This is a genomic window from Paenibacillus kyungheensis, from assembly GCF_028606985.1.
Classification (GTDB): domain Bacteria; phylum Bacillota; class Bacilli; order Paenibacillales; family Paenibacillaceae; genus Saccharibacillus; species Saccharibacillus kyungheensis.
In genome coordinates this window covers 1,017,426-1,038,068 of sequence record NZ_CP117416.1, presented here as the reverse complement: position 1 = coordinate 1,038,068, position 20,643 = coordinate 1,017,426, and the positions used below count along the sequence as shown (strand labels likewise).

The 20,643-nt window shown below is 37.9% G+C and carries 16 protein-coding genes; all 16 read right to left on the bottom strand.

The window, feature by feature from the left end; translation table 11 throughout:
* Positions 1-143: 143 nt before the first annotated feature.
* The gene (locus tag PQ456_RS04550) at positions 144-1,895 is read right to left on the bottom strand and encodes a methyl-accepting chemotaxis protein (protein WP_273615070.1); all 1,752 of its coding nucleotides are present in this window, start codon (positions 1,893-1,895) and stop codon (positions 144-146) included.
* A gap of 262 nt (positions 1,896-2,157) precedes the next feature.
* A complete protein-coding gene (locus tag PQ456_RS04545) occupies positions 2,158-4,857 on the bottom strand; it encodes a rhamnogalacturonan lyase family protein (RefSeq protein WP_273615069.1) in 2,700 nt (899 codons plus the stop codon).
* A 223-nt stretch (positions 4,858-5,080) separates the two neighbouring features.
* Entirely contained in the window at positions 5,081-6,835 is a 1,755-nt protein-coding gene (locus tag PQ456_RS04540) for a CotH kinase family protein (protein WP_273615068.1), read from the bottom strand.
* A 117-nt stretch (positions 6,836-6,952) separates the two neighbouring features.
* Positions 6,953-7,684 carry a DUF4956 domain-containing protein gene (locus tag PQ456_RS04535; RefSeq protein ID WP_273615067.1) on the bottom strand — a complete coding sequence of 244 codons (732 nt, stop codon included), beginning with the start codon at positions 7,682-7,684 and terminating at the stop codon, positions 6,953-6,955.
* Between the two features lie 3 nt (positions 7,685-7,687).
* On the bottom strand, positions 7,688-8,410 hold the full coding sequence (locus PQ456_RS04530; protein WP_273615066.1) for a polyphosphate polymerase domain-containing protein: 723 nt from the start codon (positions 8,408-8,410) through the stop codon (positions 7,688-7,690).
* Positions 8,411-8,677: 267 nt separating this feature from the next.
* Positions 8,678-10,687, bottom strand: a complete 2,010-nt coding sequence (locus PQ456_RS04525) for a hypothetical protein (protein WP_273615065.1) — start codon at positions 10,685-10,687, stop codon at positions 8,678-8,680.
* Positions 10,662-11,567: an ABC transporter ATP-binding protein gene (locus PQ456_RS04520; RefSeq protein WP_273615064.1), complete on the bottom strand. Its 906-nt coding sequence runs from the start codon at positions 11,565-11,567 to the stop codon at positions 10,662-10,664. Before PQ456_RS04520 ends, PQ456_RS04525 begins: the two co-directional genes overlap by 26 nt.
* On the bottom strand, positions 11,560-11,949 hold the full coding sequence (locus PQ456_RS04515; protein ID WP_273615063.1) for a GntR family transcriptional regulator: 390 nt from the start codon (positions 11,947-11,949) through the stop codon (positions 11,560-11,562). Before PQ456_RS04515 ends, PQ456_RS04520 begins: the two co-directional genes overlap by 8 nt.
* A 214-nt stretch (positions 11,950-12,163) precedes the next feature.
* A complete protein-coding gene (locus tag PQ456_RS04510) occupies positions 12,164-13,276 on the bottom strand; it encodes a sensor histidine kinase (RefSeq protein ID WP_273615062.1) in 1,113 nt (370 codons plus the stop codon).
* Positions 13,269-13,967 carry a response regulator transcription factor gene (locus PQ456_RS04505; RefSeq protein WP_273616237.1) on the bottom strand — a complete coding sequence of 233 codons (699 nt, stop codon included), beginning with the start codon at positions 13,965-13,967 and terminating at the stop codon, positions 13,269-13,271. The genes PQ456_RS04510 and PQ456_RS04505 overlap by 8 nt, the downstream gene beginning before the upstream one ends.
* A 129-nt stretch (positions 13,968-14,096) precedes the next feature.
* Complete coding sequence (locus PQ456_RS04500; protein ID WP_273615061.1) at positions 14,097-14,975, bottom strand: M15 family metallopeptidase; 879 nt, start codon at positions 14,973-14,975, stop codon at positions 14,097-14,099.
* A 169-nt stretch (positions 14,976-15,144) separates the two neighbouring features.
* Complete coding sequence (locus PQ456_RS04495) at positions 15,145-15,624, bottom strand: hypothetical protein (RefSeq protein WP_273615060.1); 480 nt, start codon at positions 15,622-15,624, stop codon at positions 15,145-15,147.
* A gap of 41 nt (positions 15,625-15,665) precedes the next feature.
* Positions 15,666-15,992 carry a thioredoxin family protein gene (locus PQ456_RS04490; RefSeq protein WP_273615059.1) on the bottom strand — a complete coding sequence of 109 codons (327 nt, stop codon included), beginning with the start codon at positions 15,990-15,992 and terminating at the stop codon, positions 15,666-15,668.
* 553 nt (positions 15,993-16,545) lie between these two features.
* The gene (gene nrdF / locus PQ456_RS04485; protein ID WP_273615058.1) at positions 16,546-17,514 is read right to left on the bottom strand and encodes a class 1b ribonucleoside-diphosphate reductase subunit beta; all 969 of its coding nucleotides are present in this window, start codon (positions 17,512-17,514) and stop codon (positions 16,546-16,548) included.
* A 260-nt stretch (positions 17,515-17,774) separates the two neighbouring features.
* On the bottom strand, positions 17,775-19,859 hold the full coding sequence (gene nrdE, locus PQ456_RS04480) for a class 1b ribonucleoside-diphosphate reductase subunit alpha (RefSeq protein ID WP_273615057.1): 2,085 nt from the start codon (positions 19,857-19,859) through the stop codon (positions 17,775-17,777).
* Positions 19,846-20,214: a class Ib ribonucleoside-diphosphate reductase assembly flavoprotein NrdI gene (nrdI, locus tag PQ456_RS04475; protein WP_273615056.1), complete on the bottom strand. Its 369-nt coding sequence runs from the start codon at positions 20,212-20,214 to the stop codon at positions 19,846-19,848. Before nrdI ends, nrdE begins: the two co-directional genes overlap by 14 nt.
* Between the last annotated feature and the right edge of the window lie 429 nt (positions 20,215-20,643).

The following is a 20,643-nucleotide window of genomic DNA, read 5'->3' as shown; positions in this document are numbered from 1 at the left end:
TGATTATTATTATCAAGTAGATTTGAAAAAAAATTATAGATTATCTCACTTTGTCTGTGTTTTGCCTGTAAACATACTGATTGCATTTCTCATTCTCAATACAATCAGTAATTTACAAGTGCTATTCCTTATCACTAGCCGTATTAGATTTTAAATTTAGAAACAGACGCTAATAGTTCATCTATGCCTTGCTTGGACATACTCATACTTTCGATCACTTCGTTCGTTTGCTCTACAATCGTCTCGGTTTTGCCTGCAATAGTAGACGTCCCCGCTGCACTTTCATTAGAAGCCAGCGCAATCTCATGAATCGACTTCACTTGATTTTCTATAGAGGATAATAGCTGTTTGGATGTTGAACTTAGATCTGTCGCAATATCATCTATTCCTTTGGCACTTTCTGCATATTGATCTGTTGAAGTTAGCATCATATGATAATCCTGTTTGATCTCATTGCCAAATAGTTGAAGCAAATCATTCGAGTTGGATGAAAGATTGCTAACCGATGTGATTACATTGCGAGTAATCTGATCAATCTGATCAGCCGCTTGCTTGGAATTGGCTGCTAATTTACTAATCTCACTCGCTACTACTGCAAATCCTTTACCGGCTTCGCCTGCTCTTGCCGCTTCGATACTTGCATTTAGTGATAACAAATTGGTCTGTGCTGCAATCGTAATAATCGTTGATACCAGTCCATTGATTTTGGAGACCGATTGCGATTCTAGCAGTGCTTGTTCCAGACGTTCTTTTACACCGGTATAGATACCCAAGCTTTTATTATAAGAAGTACGGAAATCTTGACTAAGCCCTTGAGCACGACGGGTCAATTCATCAGCAGACTTGGCGCTTTCTTGTGCTTGAACAGCCACAGAATGAACAGCATGTTCCAGATCACGGGCTGTCATATTCATTTCTTCTGTCGATGAAGCTGTCTCTTCTGTGCTTGCCGATAACTGCTCGGTTGTAGCAGAAATATCCTGCACGCTGTCTTCCAAATGAGACATGTTATGATTCACCGTTTGAATATGATTCTGTAAATTAGAGCTCTGTGTAATCACCTGCTCAAATACTTCTCTAAATTGCTTACGTGCTCCACCCATTGCTGCAATAATAAGAGCAAACTCATCTTTTTCTTCTAAATATTTTTCATAGCCTTTGCTATATTTCAGATCAAGTGCTGCTGTTTTGTTGATAATTTCTAATGTGACTTTGGTACGACGGTTCACGTTACGAGCGAAGATTATACATACAATTAAAGAAATCAGCAATACAACAATTGCTGCGATAATTAATGTTTTTGCCAGTTGATTCTGTAGTGTTTGGCTTTCTAGTAAAATCGCTTGATTATAATTGTCCAAAATCTCTTCTGCCTGATTGATATCTTCACGTGCCGCATCAAAGCGTGCAGTGCTTTCAGTTAGATTTGCTACAGTATTGGTATTGATATCAAATTCTTTTTGCCATGCTGCAAAATTAGTATCAAAATCTGCAATCAATTCAAATACGTTCTTGTTAGAATCAGCATGTTGATATTGATTGAATTCTGCTTGATGAGCTTTAAAAATAGCTTCTGCTTTGTGAACACGTTCATACGTTTGTTGTGCATTTTCAGTGTAATCTGCTTTGGCTGCTTCCAAAATGGCAGGGTCTGTCGAACTGGTTAATGTCATTTGCGCTACTAACGATTGATAATAATCACGATCTGCATTCAATAACCAGTAATTTGTCATATACGATTGATCATAAAGTTTGGTAGTTAACGTATGGGCGATCGATTTGGTATGACTTAGTGCAAACACAGTAATTCCGATCAAAGCAATCATAACAATTGCCATCGGTACAAACATTTTCAGCCGTAAATTCCAATTGTTAATATTAAATAGTGTTCTCATAACATGATCTCCCTGCTACACTGTATTGTTCGAATAAATGGCATATTACATTGTTACGATTACCTATTATTTACATAATATTTATATCGGATTTGAGTACACTTTGTAATAGCACAAATATTCACTTTATGATTACTGGTGTGATCGCTTGTTAACAACAAAAAGACTACTGACGTATTAACGTCAATAGTCTTTTGTATTTGTTTTATTTAATTGTTTGATATGAGGATATATTCACGTTAGATCATGAGGTGTATTTTATTTATTGTACATAATAAATATCAGGTGCTTGAGGTTGCTTCATCCCTACTCCTATATGAAAACCTGGATGTGGTGGTTGATTGTATCCTGCATTTTGCCATGCGATAGACAAACGATACACTGGATCATGCATTAAGGTACGCAACCGATAATCAGTTATATCTGTCGTCGTATAGATACGTAATTCACTGTTATCATTGGAACGCAAAACCACTTCTTCACGCCAGTCTCCATACAGATCTGCTTGTAGCGCTGGTGTCGCTTTGGTTCCATTATTAGAACTACTGCCTGTTGCTGTAAATAGATTGGTCGTCGTGTTGTTAGTATAATCCCATTTATCGATCCGATTGTCATCTAACAATTCTCGTAATAGATCGCCATCCCACCAGATACCAAAATTGGTTGATGAAGGAATAGTTTTGCTAATTAATTCACCTGTAATACTGTACAATCCGGTGATTGGAACATGTTGGGCATTAGTAATGGTAGCTGCCCACACTTCTTCTCCGGGAAAACGAGGGTCGATATCTGCTGACATACCACGTCCTGTATCAATCCCTGTTTTGACTCCCCATAGAATTTGTCCGGTATTCGCATCATGAACTTCCATGCCGTATGGAGAATCTTTATGCTCATGCACTCCGAATACTTCAAGCCCTGCTCGATTCGGATTCAGATCACCCAAGTGCTGAGCGTCACCATGTCCAAGCCCTGTAGTATAACGTGGGGTTCCATTATCATCAATCGAAATAGAGCCAAAATTAATCTCGTCTTTGCCATCTCCATCGACATCTGCTACATTCAGCGCATGATTACCTTGAGCTGTATACGTAGTCTGATTGCCTACATTGGTATCGTATGTCCAGCGCTTGACGATTTTGCCTTCTCGAAAATCATAAGCTACCAGAACGGTACGTGTGTAATATCCTCTGGTCATTACAAAGCTTGGATGTTGCCCGTCCAAATAAGCAACTCCTGCTAGAAACCGATCGACCCGATTGCCATAATTATCTCCCCATGAAGCTACTGTTCCACGAGGCGGGTCATAATTGACTGTGTCTAGTGCCGCTCCTGTGGCTCCTTGAAATACCGTCAAAAACTCGGGACCTGTGAGTACATATCCAGCACTATTGCGATAGTCTGCTTTGATATCGCCAATAACTTTGCCTTGTCCATCAATCGTACCGTCTGCTGTACGCAAAGCCACTTCAGACTTTCCATCTCCATCCAGATCATAGACTACAAATGGAGAATAATGAGCACCTGCACGAATATTAGGCCCCATATTGATCCGCCATAAACGAGTACCATTTAACTTATATGCATCCAGATATACAATGCCTGTATATCCAGATTGTGAATTATCTTTGGCATTAGAAGGTGACCACAACAGTACAATTTCGTACTCTCCGTCTCCATCCAGATCGCCTACACTAGCATCATTTGCACTATACGTATACGATACTCCGTCTTTGGTGACACCGTCAGCAGGCTTTTGCAAAGGAACTGATTTGTACTGCTGTTGCCATACAGATACAGGAGTAGATACTGATGTTTCTTTACCATTTTGAACTGTAAATAATGTATAGACTGATTTGTCTGTTCCTTGAGAATCCAGCAGATTGGTAGCGCCTGTAATCGGTTGACTATTTACCAGCACACCGTCCCGATATACATTAAATGCGATCCCATCTGGATCAAGCCCTAACATTCTCCAACCTACATAGATCCCATTTTTGCTTTTCACAGCAACCAGTCCACGATTCAACTTTTCCATAGCACGTTGACCGGAAGCAACTGTAGCATCTTCAGTTATCGTTAGATTCTGTACATGTTCTGCTAAAGGAAGATTCAGATCAGCGATTCCTTCTGCTACCAGTCTTGCGATCTGAATAGCTCCGTACTCTTGAAAATGGGTGTTATCTACCACTCCATCTGGAAAATTAGGATACACACCTGAAGGAACATGTAAAAAGACTTTTTTGGATGCTTCAGCACCGATCGAATTATAATAAGCAACACTGCGAGCGCTAAGATCGATTAAAGGTGTATGGGTCTGAGTAGCGACTTCTTTCATCGCTGTTACATAATTGGGGAAACTGATATTGAATTGCCCTGTTGTCGTATTAAAATCTCTGCGACCTACAGGAGTAACAAGAATCGGAGTGGCTCCATGAGCAAGAGCACCATCAATATATTGCTTGAGGTATACTTTGTAATCAGGTACAGGTGTGTAGCGCTCTGGCTTCGTATCGGCATCATTGTGACCGAACTGGATCATCAGATAATCGCCAGGTTGAATCTGATTTAAGATCGTATCTAATCTACCTTGTTCGATAAAAGAACGGGAACTACGTCCACCTATCGCTTGATTGCTAATCTTCACTTTGTCGTCCAAATAACGGTCTATCATTTGCCCCCATCCTGCTTGCGGTTGTTTGGATGTTGCATAAGTCTGTACAGTAGAATCTCCTGCCAGATATACAGTTGGATTCGAGACTATAACAGGCTCATTGCCATACGTATTATTGATTACAGTAGGTGTCTGTTCTTCTTGTTCGATTGTTCCTAAATAAGAAAGATTAGTCGGTTGTTCTTGATCTTCAGCTGCGATAGAGCGGTTCAAAGGCAATCCAGCAAATAACATAACCATTATAAGCACAAGCGATATCCATGGACGATACGAAAATGATCGATTCAAATATACCCCTTCTTCCTCATTTTTAATAGTGAAGCGCTTACATTAGCATCATACATGGAATGATCATCAGTAGATATTCAATATACAGTGGTGTTTGTTCAATAATCAGACCTGCTGTTGACGTGATTTCGATATGTTTATGTCAAATAACAAAAAAAGGATAGAGTCATAAGACTTTATCCTTTTTATACTTATATTTCATTGATGACATATGATATGCAGGTTAGACTCGTCGGCGACGGAACCACAATACAATCCCTATCGCTAATACCAGAATGCCTATACTTATTGCTGTATATTTCGCCTGTGCAGCTGTATCAATAGTAGGTGTTATCGGTTCTCCAAATCCTCCACCCGGGCCTCCGCCCATTCCACCACCGACACCATCAGGTGGAGCCATCATTCCGCCATTTCTATCATTATCACCGCCTGTTGGAGCTCCTTCAGGTCGTTGACCACGTTGTCCGCCACCCATTCCCATTCCACCGCCCATACCGCCATTTCCAGAACCATCACCTGATGAAGCAATCGTCCCATCTAGTTGTCCTTGTATATTTGCGGTATTGGTCTGATTCCAAGCGATGAGTGACTTAACACCTGCTTGATATTCTTCATACGTATAGAAAGAAGTAGGATCGCTTTTCACATCGGCGGCTATCATATCATTTAATGCATTCACTTTTGCTGTAAAAATATTATTTGCTAAAAAATGAGTGAGTACATTCTGGATCATCGTATGATATTTTTGTTTGTATTCATCGACTGCTAATAATTTGGCAACTAATGGACGCTCTGCTAAAGCTCCTGATGTGGGTTCATCAATCATCAAAGAAGTAGAACTTGCAGTACCTGCTCCATTTCCCGTTGCGTTATTAGTATTACCCGTTGTTGTCTCTGTTGTTGCTGTTTGTTGATCTTTAGTATTGGCTGTATTGGATTGAGGCTGGTTGGTTGTTGGCTCTGTTGTTGCTTTTGTCGTGTTGGTATCTGAATTAGTATTAGCATTTTCACCACCACGACCGCCGAAGCCACCGCCGCCCATGCCTCCTCCCATACCACCCATTCCGCCGAATGCCATGTTATAATCCCATGGAATCATAGAAAATACGCCACCATGTTCGTACAGATAATAGTTCTGCTTATTGCCACCAATGTAACTATCTGTATTGTTGGTCACCACATTTAACGTCAGATATTCAAGGATACTATCTACATCAAGATAATCCGTATATGGCGTTTTACTATCATGATTCAGCTTATCCAGCATATTAATTAACGCGTCTTTGTCCTGACTTTCTGACTTCACATCAAGACCGGTATACGAATCTGCATCATCATCAATCCACTGTAGATCACTACCGCTACCTGTCATCAGACCTTTGTATAATGTGCCTGTTGTATCTTCATAATGAGTCTCTATAAATTGGTCGTCTACTTGCTCTACAGCAAGATATAATCCTTTATATGTACCATTAACATAGATACGCACAAAGGAGTGCTTAGGTGTAGGGAGCCCTAACATTTCAGACATTTCATACGCCAAAAATTCACGCATATAAGAAGCATCACTATAGTTGTTGTTCAGATTAATTTTGTCTAAGCCGTATAGATTCTGTCCGGAAATGTATTCATCAAAACTCAGCTTAAAGCTATACCGATCCGAATCATCCATCTGGACAACACTGCGTAAGGAAAGATTACCTTTTGTACGGATACCTACATTTGTGATTGTTTTACCGTTATAATCCACTGTTGCCGAGTGGTATTCTTCATCAGACGCATGATCTAACATATCTTGAAAATCCGAATCAGGAAGCGTTATTTTGACATCGACCACTTTATCTTCTACAAATACATTCGTATCTTGTGCACTTTGTTCTGTCACTGTGCCTGCATGAGCTTCTTGCGTTGATGCCCACGGTATAATAGCCACAAGACATAGTGTACCTGCCAGAACTACTTTTAATATCCACTTCACTTTATCACCACCAATTTTAAAATAAAAAACCTTTGCATAAATCGGTATATTGACTTGTGCAAAGGATTTCTATGAGCTTTCATTTCGATCAATTTCAGCCATGTCTATTCGCTTCTATTACGAAACGTAATCACCGTTGTAGCTAATCAACACAGCATTTTTTACACCTGCAATATTAGAAATTTCATTTACAAATGTAGGCTCATTGTTTTTGATACGTACTTCTAGCGTCAATTCAATATTGTCTGCTGTGATTGTTTTTTGTCTAACCGTGTGGCGTTTTACCAGTGAGTTCAGCTTGCTGTTGACTTGTTTCTCTGCATCGTCTCCTTGAGCGTTTACGACCAATAGATAAGGCGTTTCGAAAGAAGATCCTTTGATAAATAAGAACATCACCAGACCTACAATCACAGAACCGATAATCGCCAAACTATAAAAACCTGCTCCGGTAACAATCCCTGCCGCTGCTGCCCAGAATAAGAAAATTAAATCGGTTGGGTCTTTAATCGGTGTTCTAAAACGAACAATACTAAGTGCACCAACCATACCTAGAGACAGAATCAAGTTCGAGTTAATCGCAATAATTACCATAGAAGTCACTAGCGTCATGCCGATCAGTGAGATATTGAAGCTTTTGGAATACAGTACTCCGCTAAATACGCGTTTGTACAGGAAGTAGATAAATAGCCCCACCAAAAAAGCGATCCCCATCGTGAGCAAAATATGAGTGATACTGATATCAGAAGTGAAACTTTCCAGTACAGAATTTTTGACAATATCTGAAAAATTGGTTGTTGCGTCAGTTGTTGTTGCATTTGCCGCGGCTGCGACTGGTGTCGTTGTTGCCATGTGTTATTGATCCTCCCAGGAATTTTCTTTACCGAGTTTACGGCAGATAACGTATTTTGAATTGGATTGACGAACTAATCCTTCGAGTTGTAATGCTGTTTTGATATAATCCGGCAAATATTCATCAAATTTCACTTCAAGCACAAAAAATTTATGATCAATCGCATCGACCATTGCCAAATTAGGGTCAAATATATCGTGATTGTTCAGACCTGTTTTCATATATTTATCAAACGTAATACGGACATTACCTAGCTTAGAGGTATAAGCTTCCCGTACATAATCTACAATCACTTGTGGACGCAATAAAACATTGTTAGCCGCATGGTAAATCTCATACAGTAAAGGTTTGTGAGGTAAGTTGAGCACTTCATAATTGCCTTTTAGAATCTCATCATACATGTCACGGGTAATCGATTCTTTGACTTTGGCAATATAATCGTTCATTTTAATTTTCTTTTCAAAATGAATAATTTTATCTTCGCCATTGTAAATACGAATCCGGTACTTCACTCGATCTCGCACACCGCCTAATTTCTCATGCAGTGCCGTATTATTGATATCATCAAAATACAGACTTCGGATCAGATATTCTCCAGCTTCATTGGAATTCGCATCTTGTGTCATCAGCGGACGTAGCCGTTGCCGAATCGTAAAATACTGATGGTAATTCACGTAGTGCTTGAGTTCATGTCGGTATTTCAAATCCAAATTTGGATAATACATTTATTCATCCCCTTTCTTCTTGATCTGCTATCCATGAGATCCATGTTTTACACTCCGTTAACATCACGTTTACATTGTTGATTATATCGAGGGATTTTGAACTTTATATGAACAGATGTTTAAAAAGAGATAAATTAATTAGCGCGACAAGTAAAAAATAGTAATTGAATAGTTGTGTCCTAATACTTTGATAATAAAAAAGCATCGACATAATCGGAAACAACATTTCTGTTGAATCTGATTATATCGATGCTTTAGATAAATAAATTATTCAGGTAATACTTTACTTAGTTCAGATGTGACTTGTGATTGAACTAGATGACGATAAGTTATCGTACCATCTTTAAATTTTAGTTTTAAATAGTAAGAAGCATTATTATAGTCAAAAATATTTTCACTAGCATCAAGTAATATTCCCATCATTTTTTTATCTTTTGCAACAAATTCTTTATCTGTATTGTATGCATTTGTAAATAAACTTTGATCGCTTGTTGTATCTTTCTCTGCTTTTGTGCGATTATCACGAACGACAATTATAGCATTTAGGTCTGTTGGTTTCGTAATAATCTGATCCCAATAGCCTTTCTTTTTAAGCCATATAGCTAAAGGCTTATAAGAAGAATCCCAATAATAAGATTGAGAAGTCTCATAACTAATTAGATCAGATTCAACTGAAAAATAAAGACTACTGTTAGGCAAACTTGCATCTGGATTATCAATTGCCAATTTTTCTTTTTTTATTAATTGAATTAATTCTTTAATATCTTTTTTATTTGAAACTTGAATTTTATGTTCTTGTCGATCCAAGTTTACAATTTCAATCGGTTTACTTACATGATCTAAAGATGGAAGATTGTAAACTGCAATCTTATATGATGGTGATTGTTGTATTTTTGCTAGATAATATTGATATTCAGGAGCATTAGAAGGTACTTGGTAAGAGCGTACGATTAAGCTTCCATCTTTTAGCTTATATCCAATATCTACTGACTTATAATCTGATGTAAATTGTTGCAGTTTATCAACTTTAGGACGTATTTGTTCAATTTGCATATGGAGATTACGAACAAGCTGAATATAATTAGGATCTGAAGAAAGGACTCCTGGACGTATGACTCTTGGAAACGTTACATATCCTTCATTTTCAAATAAATAATAAGAAAGATTACCACCTTCGTAGACTCCAGCAATCTCTTCTGCACTTGGTATCTCAGCTTCATAATGTACATAATTCGAAACTGGAATATACAAAAGCAAAGCGACCACAACACCATGACCTAACATTCCTTTAGCAAATCTCATATGGTATATATTCCAGCTTTTACGTATGATCATTTCTGCTATAGTGTAAGCTACAATAGCTCCTACAATATAAGCAATAGGTGTCCAATCATTCAGAAACGATACAGATAAAGCACCTGCAAATAAGGCACCACAAAACATAACTCCCACTCTAAATAAAGGATTAAAATATGTGAATGTGACAGCATGAGTTGTCTTTTCAGTAGCACGTATTTTATAAAACAGATAACTTAATACGATCAATATAATAGCTATCAAAAGATATAAACATGTTTCTAATGTTGTAATTATTTTGGCAGATGCATTCATAATATTGAAAAGTGGAGACCAATCTTCATTCAAGTTCTGTTGATTCCGAGACGAATATCCAAATAAATAAATATCTAAATGTTTATTCCACACTTTAGGAATAGCTACAGTAAGTGTTAATAAAATAGCAATAACTATACCCTGTAATATCGTTTGTCCGATACAAATGCCTACAAATACAGTAAGGCTAAATAACAAAAGGCTAAGCACATTTGTAGCTATCGTCCATTCTAAAACTTGCATGGCTGTAAAATCAACATACTCAAACTGTCTGCTTAATATTGCTGCTATTATAGCCATGATCCATAGTGGAATCGTTAATGCTATAACTCCTACTGCAAAATGAGTTGTTAATAAATGAACTCTTTTTAAAGGAAGGCTATGAAAAAAATCGACTGAAGCTTTATTTTGCATATATCTTGTTAGCAATAGACCCATAAGGATGGATATAATAAGCATTGCCACATTGGGCCAACCAGCGCCTATTTCAGCAAAGTAACTAACAACAAAATGAAAACGTTGATTCTTATACGAATCATTCAGCATATTTAAAGAGATGAGTATAGATAACAAAAGAACTAAGAAATACAATATTCCAAGCCAAGCACTTTGCTTTAAGGTATGACTCCATAACCCTCGATTAAAGAAGAATCGGTTGAACATCATAACCGGCGTCCCCCATTTCATAAATAAAGATTTCTTCTAGTGTCATCGGCAAAATATCAAATACGTAAGGCGTGTAGACGTTGAATACTTCTTTGATACGCTCGATCTCGCCTTTGATAATATAAATACCTACGCTACCTCGTTCTTCCTTATACACCACATCCAGTAGACTGGAGATGGCATGTTCATGACGCTCATCCCGGAAAGCGACTTGTATTTTGTGCGTATCGGCTTTGAGATCGTCCAGTTCTTTTTCCACTAACAATTTGCCTTTGTGCATAATGCCTACATGATCACACAGGTCTTCGATTTCACGCAGATTATGCGACGAAATAATGACGGTCATTTCGCGTTCAGCACTTTCTTGAAACAACAGATTTTTGACTTGTCGTCTCATTACAGGATCTAGTCCATCTATTGGTTCATCCAAGATCAATACATCCGGTCTACAACTCAAAGCTAACCACATAGAGGCTTGGCGCTGCATTCCTTTAGATAAACGGTGTAATTTACGCTTCATATCAATACTTGCGAATGCTGGAGCTAACTGTTGAAAACGTTCCTGACTCCACTGAGGATAAACAGACCGGTAAAAAGATGCCATTTGCTTAATAGAAGTTTGCGGGAAAAAGTAAGGTTGATCGGCTAAAAAAATCATTCGATTTTTGATTGCTGGTTGCTCATATACAGCTTGTCCTTCTAAAGTAATCTGTCCTTGATCTGCGCGGTAAATGCCTGCGATTGTTTTGAGCAATGTGGTTTTGCCTGCTCCATTGGAACCCAATAATCCAAAAATCGAACCTTTATGTACGTGTAACGACAAATCATCTACTGCTTTTTCACCATCAAAGTATTTGGTGAGTCCTTTAACTTCAATCATGATGATGCCCCCTTTCATGTTCTTGCATCGCTTGTTCATACAATTTGATTAAGTCTTCTCTGGTAAATCCGAGATAGATTGCTTCTGCAAACAATTTTAATAATCGCCCGCGCATATCTTCTTGCTGTTCCTGGGTCGGTTGTTGTTGCTGTGGTGAAACAAAGCTTCCTTTACCTGGCTGAGAATAAATATAGCCTTCTCGCTCTAATTCCCGATACGCTTTCTGAATCGTATTTGGATTAACCGTTAATTGAGTGGAAAGTGAACGCACTGAAGGTAATTGTTCTTCAGGCTTCAATATGCCATACATAATCATCTCTTTGATTTTATCCATCAACTGCTCATAGATTGGCTTCCGACTACGTACATCCAATTCGAACATAAAGAGCCTCCTCTCTGTATTAACTGTACTACTATTATTAGTACAGTTAATACAGATTGTCAATTATTTTTTAGAGTTGCTACTGCCCAAATAAAAAAGAAGTCATTGCTCCTTCGGTTAATCAAAGGAATCGTGACTTCTTTTGTATTGCGATACATTGTATATCTAGCGGTATCACAAGCAATAAGCGTCTAACCACTGTAGAACATTTTTCTTATGATACATCTATATTCTGAGCCTGATGGGGTAAACGAATTTCAAAACAGGTACGAATAAGATCGCTTTGAACGGTAATGGTTCCTTTATGATGCTCTACAATATTTTTGGCAATAAATAAACCGATGCCCGAACCTCCATCTTTCTGAGTTCGTGCTTTGTCTCCGGTATATAACATTTCAAAAATATGAGGTAATTCTTCTGGCAAAATACGACTGCCGTAATTGATAATCTGAATGACGATCTCTTCGGCTTCTGGATAACTATTCACATCTATATAATGCCCATCTTCCCCATAACGAATAGCATTGGTTAGCAGATTTTCGATAGCACGAGCCAGTTGTTCTCCATCTGCATAAATGGTCATTGATGTCGTGGTTGTAATACGGCTAATTAAATGCTGTTTTTCCAGCGCAGGGTACAATTCTTCGGTCAATTGATGTAGAAGTTCATTTACATCTAACCATGACTTTTTAAGAGAAACTGTACCATAATTCATACGAGCAATATCAAATAATTCTTCGATCAATTTTTCCAACCGCTGAGATTTATTATAAGCAACACCAGCATAATGTATCATTTGTTCTTCAGTCAGTTCGTCTTTTCCTTTTAAAATAAAATCCAAATAACCAAGTACCGACGTAAGCGGTGTACGCAGATCATGTGCTAGATTCAGCACTAATTGTTCTTTGGAATTTTCAGCAAAATCGCCCCGAATCATCGCTTGCTGTAATTTGTGGCTGGCTAGATTGATATCACGAGCAATCTCTTCAAATTCGTCTTTAGACTGTATCTGGAGATCAATATCGAAATCAGCATTCGCCAGTTGGTGGATTCCGCTTGTAATCTCTTTAAAATACAATGCATATCTTTTGGTTAGCAAAAAGAAAAAGAAAAAGGACAGTGGAATAAAAAAGATTAAAAAGAAATTTAGATCTCCGATCTCGCGAATAAAATAACGATATTTTGTCCATAAATCTTCAAATTTAGTCGTAGAATAAAACCATTGCAATAAACGATATAAAATATAGGTGACTATGCCTGACAATAACATACTAAGTCCAAACAACATCATCATATTAAAACGAAAACTTCGAACCTGCTTAGCCATTATACGTATACCCCACGCCCCAGACAGTTTTAATCAATTTAGTTTTGAGCTTGTCTTCCTCTAGCTTTTTGCGCAATGTACGGATATGTACCATCACTGTATTACTTCCTTCGTAATAACTTTCTTTCCAAACAGACTCAAAAATATGTTCTGAGCTGAATACTTTTTTGGGATGACTCACAAGTAAATACAAAATATCAAATTCTTTAGGTGTTAATTCTACAGGCTGATCATAGACAGATACAGTTCGTTGTTCTGGATTAATGACCAATACCCCTGTATTCAAAATAGACGTATTATGTGCTCCCCCGGCAGTATTAAATTGATTCGCACGTCGCAATTGTGCATTAACCCGTGCTACTAATTCCATCGGATTAAATGGTTTGGTCACATAATCATCAGCACCGGTCACTAGACCTGTAATCTTATCAAGATCAGAAGATTTAGCGCTCAAAAAGATAATCGGAATATGATGGGTTTCTCTAATCGTTCGTGCTGCTTCATAACCATCCATACGGGGCATCATAATATCGAGAATAGCCAGATCAATTGAACGGGTTAAAATGATTCGTACCGCTTCTGCACCATCGGTTACTTTGATACATTGATATCCTTCTTTTTGTAAATGCAATTCCAATAAATCGGCAATGGCTTCTTCATCATCTGCGATTAATATCGTCGTCATAGTGATTGTACATCTCCCGAACAAATATAATAGGTTACCACAATTTGATTATACTAGATTAGAATCGTTAGCCCAGCACCTATACATCATGGTTCATGTAAGCATAGCACGCATAATCTGGTCTGTATCTGGTCATTATCGATGCCTTTCGGTAACAATCACTCCATCTACATTATTACCTGAAATCGTATAGTCACCATCAGCCGGAACAGCGATTTTTTTATCATTGAGCATAGGATGATACCGAACATTATAATGCTGACCTTCTATCGTTATAGACAACGGTTCATCTCTTAACGCTTCATAATACTCTTCTAATACCATATCATGTTCTTCCATAATAGCACTATGAGGTAACCCTATATAACGGAAATGCCAGGGTTCATATTTGATACTTGTAATCTTTTCTTTGTTTTTCGGATAACGGAGAATGAATCCATACTTCCACGCATTGTCGCGTAGCCAGACGCCTTCCTCTGATTTCTCAATACCACTTTGTGTAGAACCAACATCCAGCGCAAGCCCTAGATTATGTTCGCTATATCCGGCTGGCATCGCGTATTCTGATCCTTTCTCATCATACAAATTATCTTGTTCCTGATTCGTTCGATATCCACTACTTGCCATAAAATGATCGATTCCTTCTACATTGGCGTCTTTAACCATAGTCAAAAATCGCTCTGCTACATCTTGAGACAATGACAAAGATCGATCCAGTAAAACAATCTGGCTTGCAAAAGTAGAATAATCAACAAGCTTAACAATATCTTGCGCTTCATTCCCATCCACTAACGGATAATCTTTATTAATTAATAACAAATCTCCTTGGTAAATCTGACTTTTGCTCACATCGACTAATATTTCATTTTTACCTGCCACCTCGTCTTTACCATCAATCACCCGGTCATGTGCAAATCCTCGACCTATTTTGTAATCGAAAGAATCCGGCAAATAGCGAGTGACTAACAATGCAATACCTAACAAAACGACAAGTACAACCATCCATTTTTTCATTATCATATCCTCCTTGATCTTGATCTGTGATCTCAAAATCATAAAGAAGATTGTTAAAAATAAAAGTAGGCTAAATATAAAGTTTTCCTTAAATATGTAGATTCTATACAAATAAAAAATAAACCTATCCGACTAGCGATAGGTTTATTGGATTATTGGACATTTGTTATTACATAATCATAAATACCAAACCACTTTGATTAGCAAATGCTTTTTCAAAAAGTTCAAATACCGATTCCAGATGAGGAAGCAAGTAACCATCTACTAATTCTTCATAGGTCTCATCACTTTGCATCGGAAAAGCTAACATAATCATTGCCCGTTCATCCAATTGCTCTATGTCCATCTCGGGAATGTTTTTCCACTTTTCAAAATCAATCCGTTTGATTAGATTCTCAGGTTGTTTCAATTCAGGAATTTGCGTTGCAATTTCGGCTACCTTGTCCGCAGGTAAATAAAAAGAACCATATTCAGTCGCCTGACTGTCAACTTTATATTGCTCCCCTACCGGAACCAAAGGAATATCCGGGAACATATCTACAATCAGACTCCATGTTTTATCAATATCCAGCGTGGGTGGTTGTACATTTCCCGCCAAAATATCTTCTAAATTTTTATGTTCCTCATAATAAACGCCTGTAATACCCATATCTAACATCTCCTTTAACAAGCATTACCCGATTATAGTATTTACGATTGCATAAATTCATGATACCGATTGATCTGGTTCGCCAATTCTTCAAATATAATAAAGCGAGCCACCCGATATACCTCTTTGCCTTCCATCAGTAGCAACAATACCGGTGAAGTAAAAATCATATACTCTCCCGCCAATTCAGGCACATCCTCCATATACACAAATCCACCTGTAATATGCTCATACCCTTCTAACAAACGTTCCGCCTGCGGTTGAACCGCTTCACATACACTACAATTCTGCGTTTTGAGCATAAGCAATGTCAACGAATGCTGGCGAATAAAATCATCTACCTGCTTTTTAGAAAAAAGCTGTTCCATCCCTTTTTCCTCTTTTCTGATATATCTATTCTCTATATATTTTTCCACACTTCTATTCTACTCTCTTATATATCCTTAATTCGCTTATCCACATCATCCCAACACATAATATCCCAATAATCAAACAAACAGATCAAAATATCAACAGCCAAACCATACCATAAAACAATTAAAACCGAAAAAAGGCTGCCTTTCTGCTTAACACACAGAAAAACACCCTTTACTTCACCCTTTTGAACTCATATATACTCTATATTTATCTCTCTAATTATCTCTATTCTCTCTCTACTATCCCTATCTATCTCGTATCATCTGTAACTCAAGTATCTCCCAAACGATCCCAACCTGCTACCACACCAAATCTAATCTTTTAAAATCCTTGCTTTCCTAACTCCCCCGCCTGAGCGAAGGGAAAGAAATCAATTCGAAAGGAGCGAAGCGTTCGCATTTGTAGATCCATTTTTACCGCATAGCGGTTATTCCAAAAATGGATCTACAACCAGCGACCGACCGAATGATTTCTTTCCCATAGCGGTTTCTCAAGAAAGCCATTTTAAAAATCAAATTTAAAATCATCATCAGTCAAACGCTCAACGTTCATCGCACGCACATATCCATTTCCTTTTTTCGAGAAAAAGTCATGTTGTTTCGTATGTGTGCTGATCCCGTTGAATACAATCGGATTCACTTCTTCTTCAGCAAATACAGGATCAAAGCCCAAATTCATAAACGCTTTGTTTGCATTATAACGAAGGAAGACTTTTACATCTTCAGTTAGACCGATTGGATCATAAATCTCTTCCGTATACTTCTCTTCATTCGCATGAAGATACGTCAGTAGACCTTCTAAGATTTCGTAAACGTCTTTTTGCTCGTCTTCTTCAAGATCATTGTAGATTTCTTGTGCAAGTACCCCTACATACACACCGTGAATACTTTCATCACGTAAAATCAGATCAATAATCTCACCACTACACGTCATTTTACCTTGTCCAGCTAGATAAAGCGGATAGAAAAATCCACTGTAGAACAAATAGCTTTCGAGTAATACAGAAGCCGCCATAGCTAAAAATAGCTCTTTTGGCGAATTAATATTCAAGTAGTACTGACGGATCGTTTCTGCTTTGGTCTGTAGACGTGGATTGTCTTCCACCCATTGGAAAATCTTATCGATCTCTTCTGTAGAAGACAATGTTGTAAAGATACTGCTGTATGATTTGGCATGAATCTGCTCCATCATCGCCATAAAGCCTAATACTGCTTTACGTTGCATCCCTTCGACGTGTTCCAATACTTTCGGCATGCCTACGCCACCTTGAATCGTATCAAGTAGAGTAAGTCCTCCAAGCACTTTCATATACGTATCACGTTCGATGTCACTCAATTGAATCCATGACATTTTATCATCAGACAATGGGATTTCATCATCCGTCCAAAATTGCATAATATTTTGATTCCAGAACATCATTGTGAAATCATCATCAGGACGGTTCCAGTTTACAGCTTTGATAGGTCCAGTCATAAGTTAAAATTCCTCCTTTTAAACATTGGATACTACTTATTGCACTTTGATAAAAGAACACAAGTATGTACTCAAACGGTACAGTCTACATATCGCCAAGCACTTGCTGAAAGATATGGTACCGGGCAAAAATCATGGTTCATTTGAATCCGATCGTGCTGATATTGCCAAGCACGTAAAGCATACAAAAAAGCCTAAAAAGGCTTTCTTGTATACTGCATAACTATAGATATTATTTTATAATCAACTACCGAAAAATATTATACCGAGCAAGTAATACACTCTTCTACGCTAAGCAATTTGGTACGTGTATAGTAAAGTGATTTTAGACCTTTGTGTGCAGCATACAGGTAATAACGAGCCAATTGACGAGTCGTTACATCGCTACCTACATGAAGTACTGTTGAAATTCCTTGATCGACATGATTTTGGATTTCAGCAATCAGATCCAATACTTTAAATTGATTCATTTGGTAAGCAGATTTGTAGTAGAAATAGTTATCCTGTTGCATATATGGCATTGGATAGTAAGTCGTTGAGTTCGCATACGTACGAGTCTCAATTTGTTCTACAATCGGCATTACGCTAGATGTTGCATTTTGGATATATGAAATACTTGCTGTTGGCGCGATCGCCAAACGGTAAGCATGATACAGACCATGTTTCATTACATCAGCTTTCAGGTTTTGCCAGTCTGCTGGTGTTGGGATATACATATCGCCGAACAAATCGCTTGCACGTGTTGTTGCTGGACGATAATCGATTTCTAAATAACGATCAAAGTACGTTCCTTTTGCATATTCTGATTTTTCAAAATCAGCAAAAGTCGTTTGACGATCACGAGCAATTTCCATACTTTTCTCTAATGAATAGAAATTCATCATCATAAAGAAAGTACGAACAAAGTCTCTTGCTTCGTCACTTTCATACGCAATTTTGTTTTTAGCAAGGTAACCATGCAAGTTCATAACACCAAGACCTACAGAGTGCATTTCACGGTTTGCTTTGGCTACACCCGGTGCATTAGCGATATCTGTCATATCACTAACCGATGTTAGACCCATGATTCCTTCATGAACGGATTCACGAATTTTGCCAAGTTCCATGACGTTTACCATATTAAGTGAACCCAAGTTACAGCTAATATCGCGACGAATAACATCATCTTGACCATAATCTGTAATCTCAGATGTTTCTTGTAATTGGAAAATTTCTGTACACAAGTTAGACATACGAATCGATCCGATATCTTTTAGTGCATGACCGTTATTCGCATTACTTTTGTTCATAATATACGGATAACCGGATTCTAATTGTACACTTGCGATTTTGGTTAGCATATCACGAGCACTCATGATTGCTTTCTTTTTGACACGATCATCAGCAAGCAATGTATCGTACATTTCATCGATATCTAGATCATCCAGATATTTACCATACGCTTTGTATACACTATAAGGTGCGAATACATGCAATAGTTCATTATCTGCTGCTAATTGGTAAAAGCGATTCGGTACAACAAGACCGATTGACAATGTTTTGAGGCGTGTACGCTCATCTGCATTGATTTTTTTGCTATCCAAGAACTCCATAACGTCCCAGCCGAAAATGTTGTAATACGCTGCCCCAGAACCTTTACGTTGACCCATTTGATCTGCATAGGAGAAAGCATCTTCCATCAGTTTTAATACAGGCATAATTCCTTTTGCTGCACCTTCAACACCTTTGATCGGCTCACCGCGTCCACGAAGTTTGGACAAGTTAACCGCTACACCGCCACCAATTTTGGATAATTGCATACAAGTGTTCAGTACATGGTTAATCGAGTTCAAAGAGTCATCCATTTCTAACAAGAAACAAGAAACCATTTCACCACGACGACTTTTACCTGCATTCAAAAATGTTGGTGTTGCTGGTTGTAGACGTTGTTCCATCATGGATTTGGCAAGAGTTTTGGCATTATCCGCATCCCCGCGTCCCAAGTGAAGCGCCACGACTGCGACACGATCCGCATAATGTTCCAAGTATTGACTACGGTCATTCGTTTTCACTGCATAATCTGTGTAGAACTTGGAAGCCGCCATATAAGATGGAAATTGGAAATCATAACTGTGTGTAATCGCATATACTTCTTCTACATCTTGAGAAGTATAGTTTTTGTACATATCTTCATAATAATCGTTATCGATCATATAACGTACTTTCGTTTTGGTGTCCGGGAAGTTGATACTTTTACGAGCTACCTCTTCCATATATTCTACAACTGCTTCTTTATCTTTATCCAAACGGAAAAATCCACTCTCGTCCCGTTGCATCAGTAAGTTGTTCAATTCAATATGCCGCAATTTTATCTACCTCCTGTTGAAATCGTTGTGCGTCTCCTGTTGTACCTGCTAATTCGAACTTGTACACAACCGGTACATTATAACGTTCTGAGATTAGATCAGCACTCCGAGCGAATTTGTCTCCCCAATTGCGATTGCCACTTGCTGCAACTCCGATCAGGCGATTGTGATTTCTCTCCAAAAAATGAACTACCTTATCAGGAATCTGACCAAATCCAGTTGTGTACGTTACCAGTACAAAAGGTTCATCCAACGTCAGCGCCTCATCAATCTGTACAGCTTGTACAGCAGGTAATTTTAATTTGTTGATAAATCGTTTTACATTGCCTGTTTTGGAATCATAAGCAATTAGCATGGTTGTGACATCTCCTTCTCGGTTCAATATGTAGTACTGTTCATCCGTTCAATCACTATATAAATACAGATAACAATGATCTAATATCATATAAGTGTTATCTACTCTAGCGCGTATAATTAGCTATAACCTATATATTACCTGCTCAAACATCGTAACCGCAATATATAGAAGGCTTTATCAAAGATATACGCTATATATAGTGTTGTCAATAGGAACTGAAGGTCTACATCTTGGCCCAAACATGCCTTAAAAACGGTCTATTTTTTCAAAATATCAAGTAAAACGGGCACTTCTTTGAACACGTATTTTACATACATCGCGATAATCATTTATAAAAAAATAATTTTCTTGACATACTAGATATAGTACATATCGTTTAACTTTTGCCGAACATTTCCAGATTATGCAGTGAACATAAATTCACTC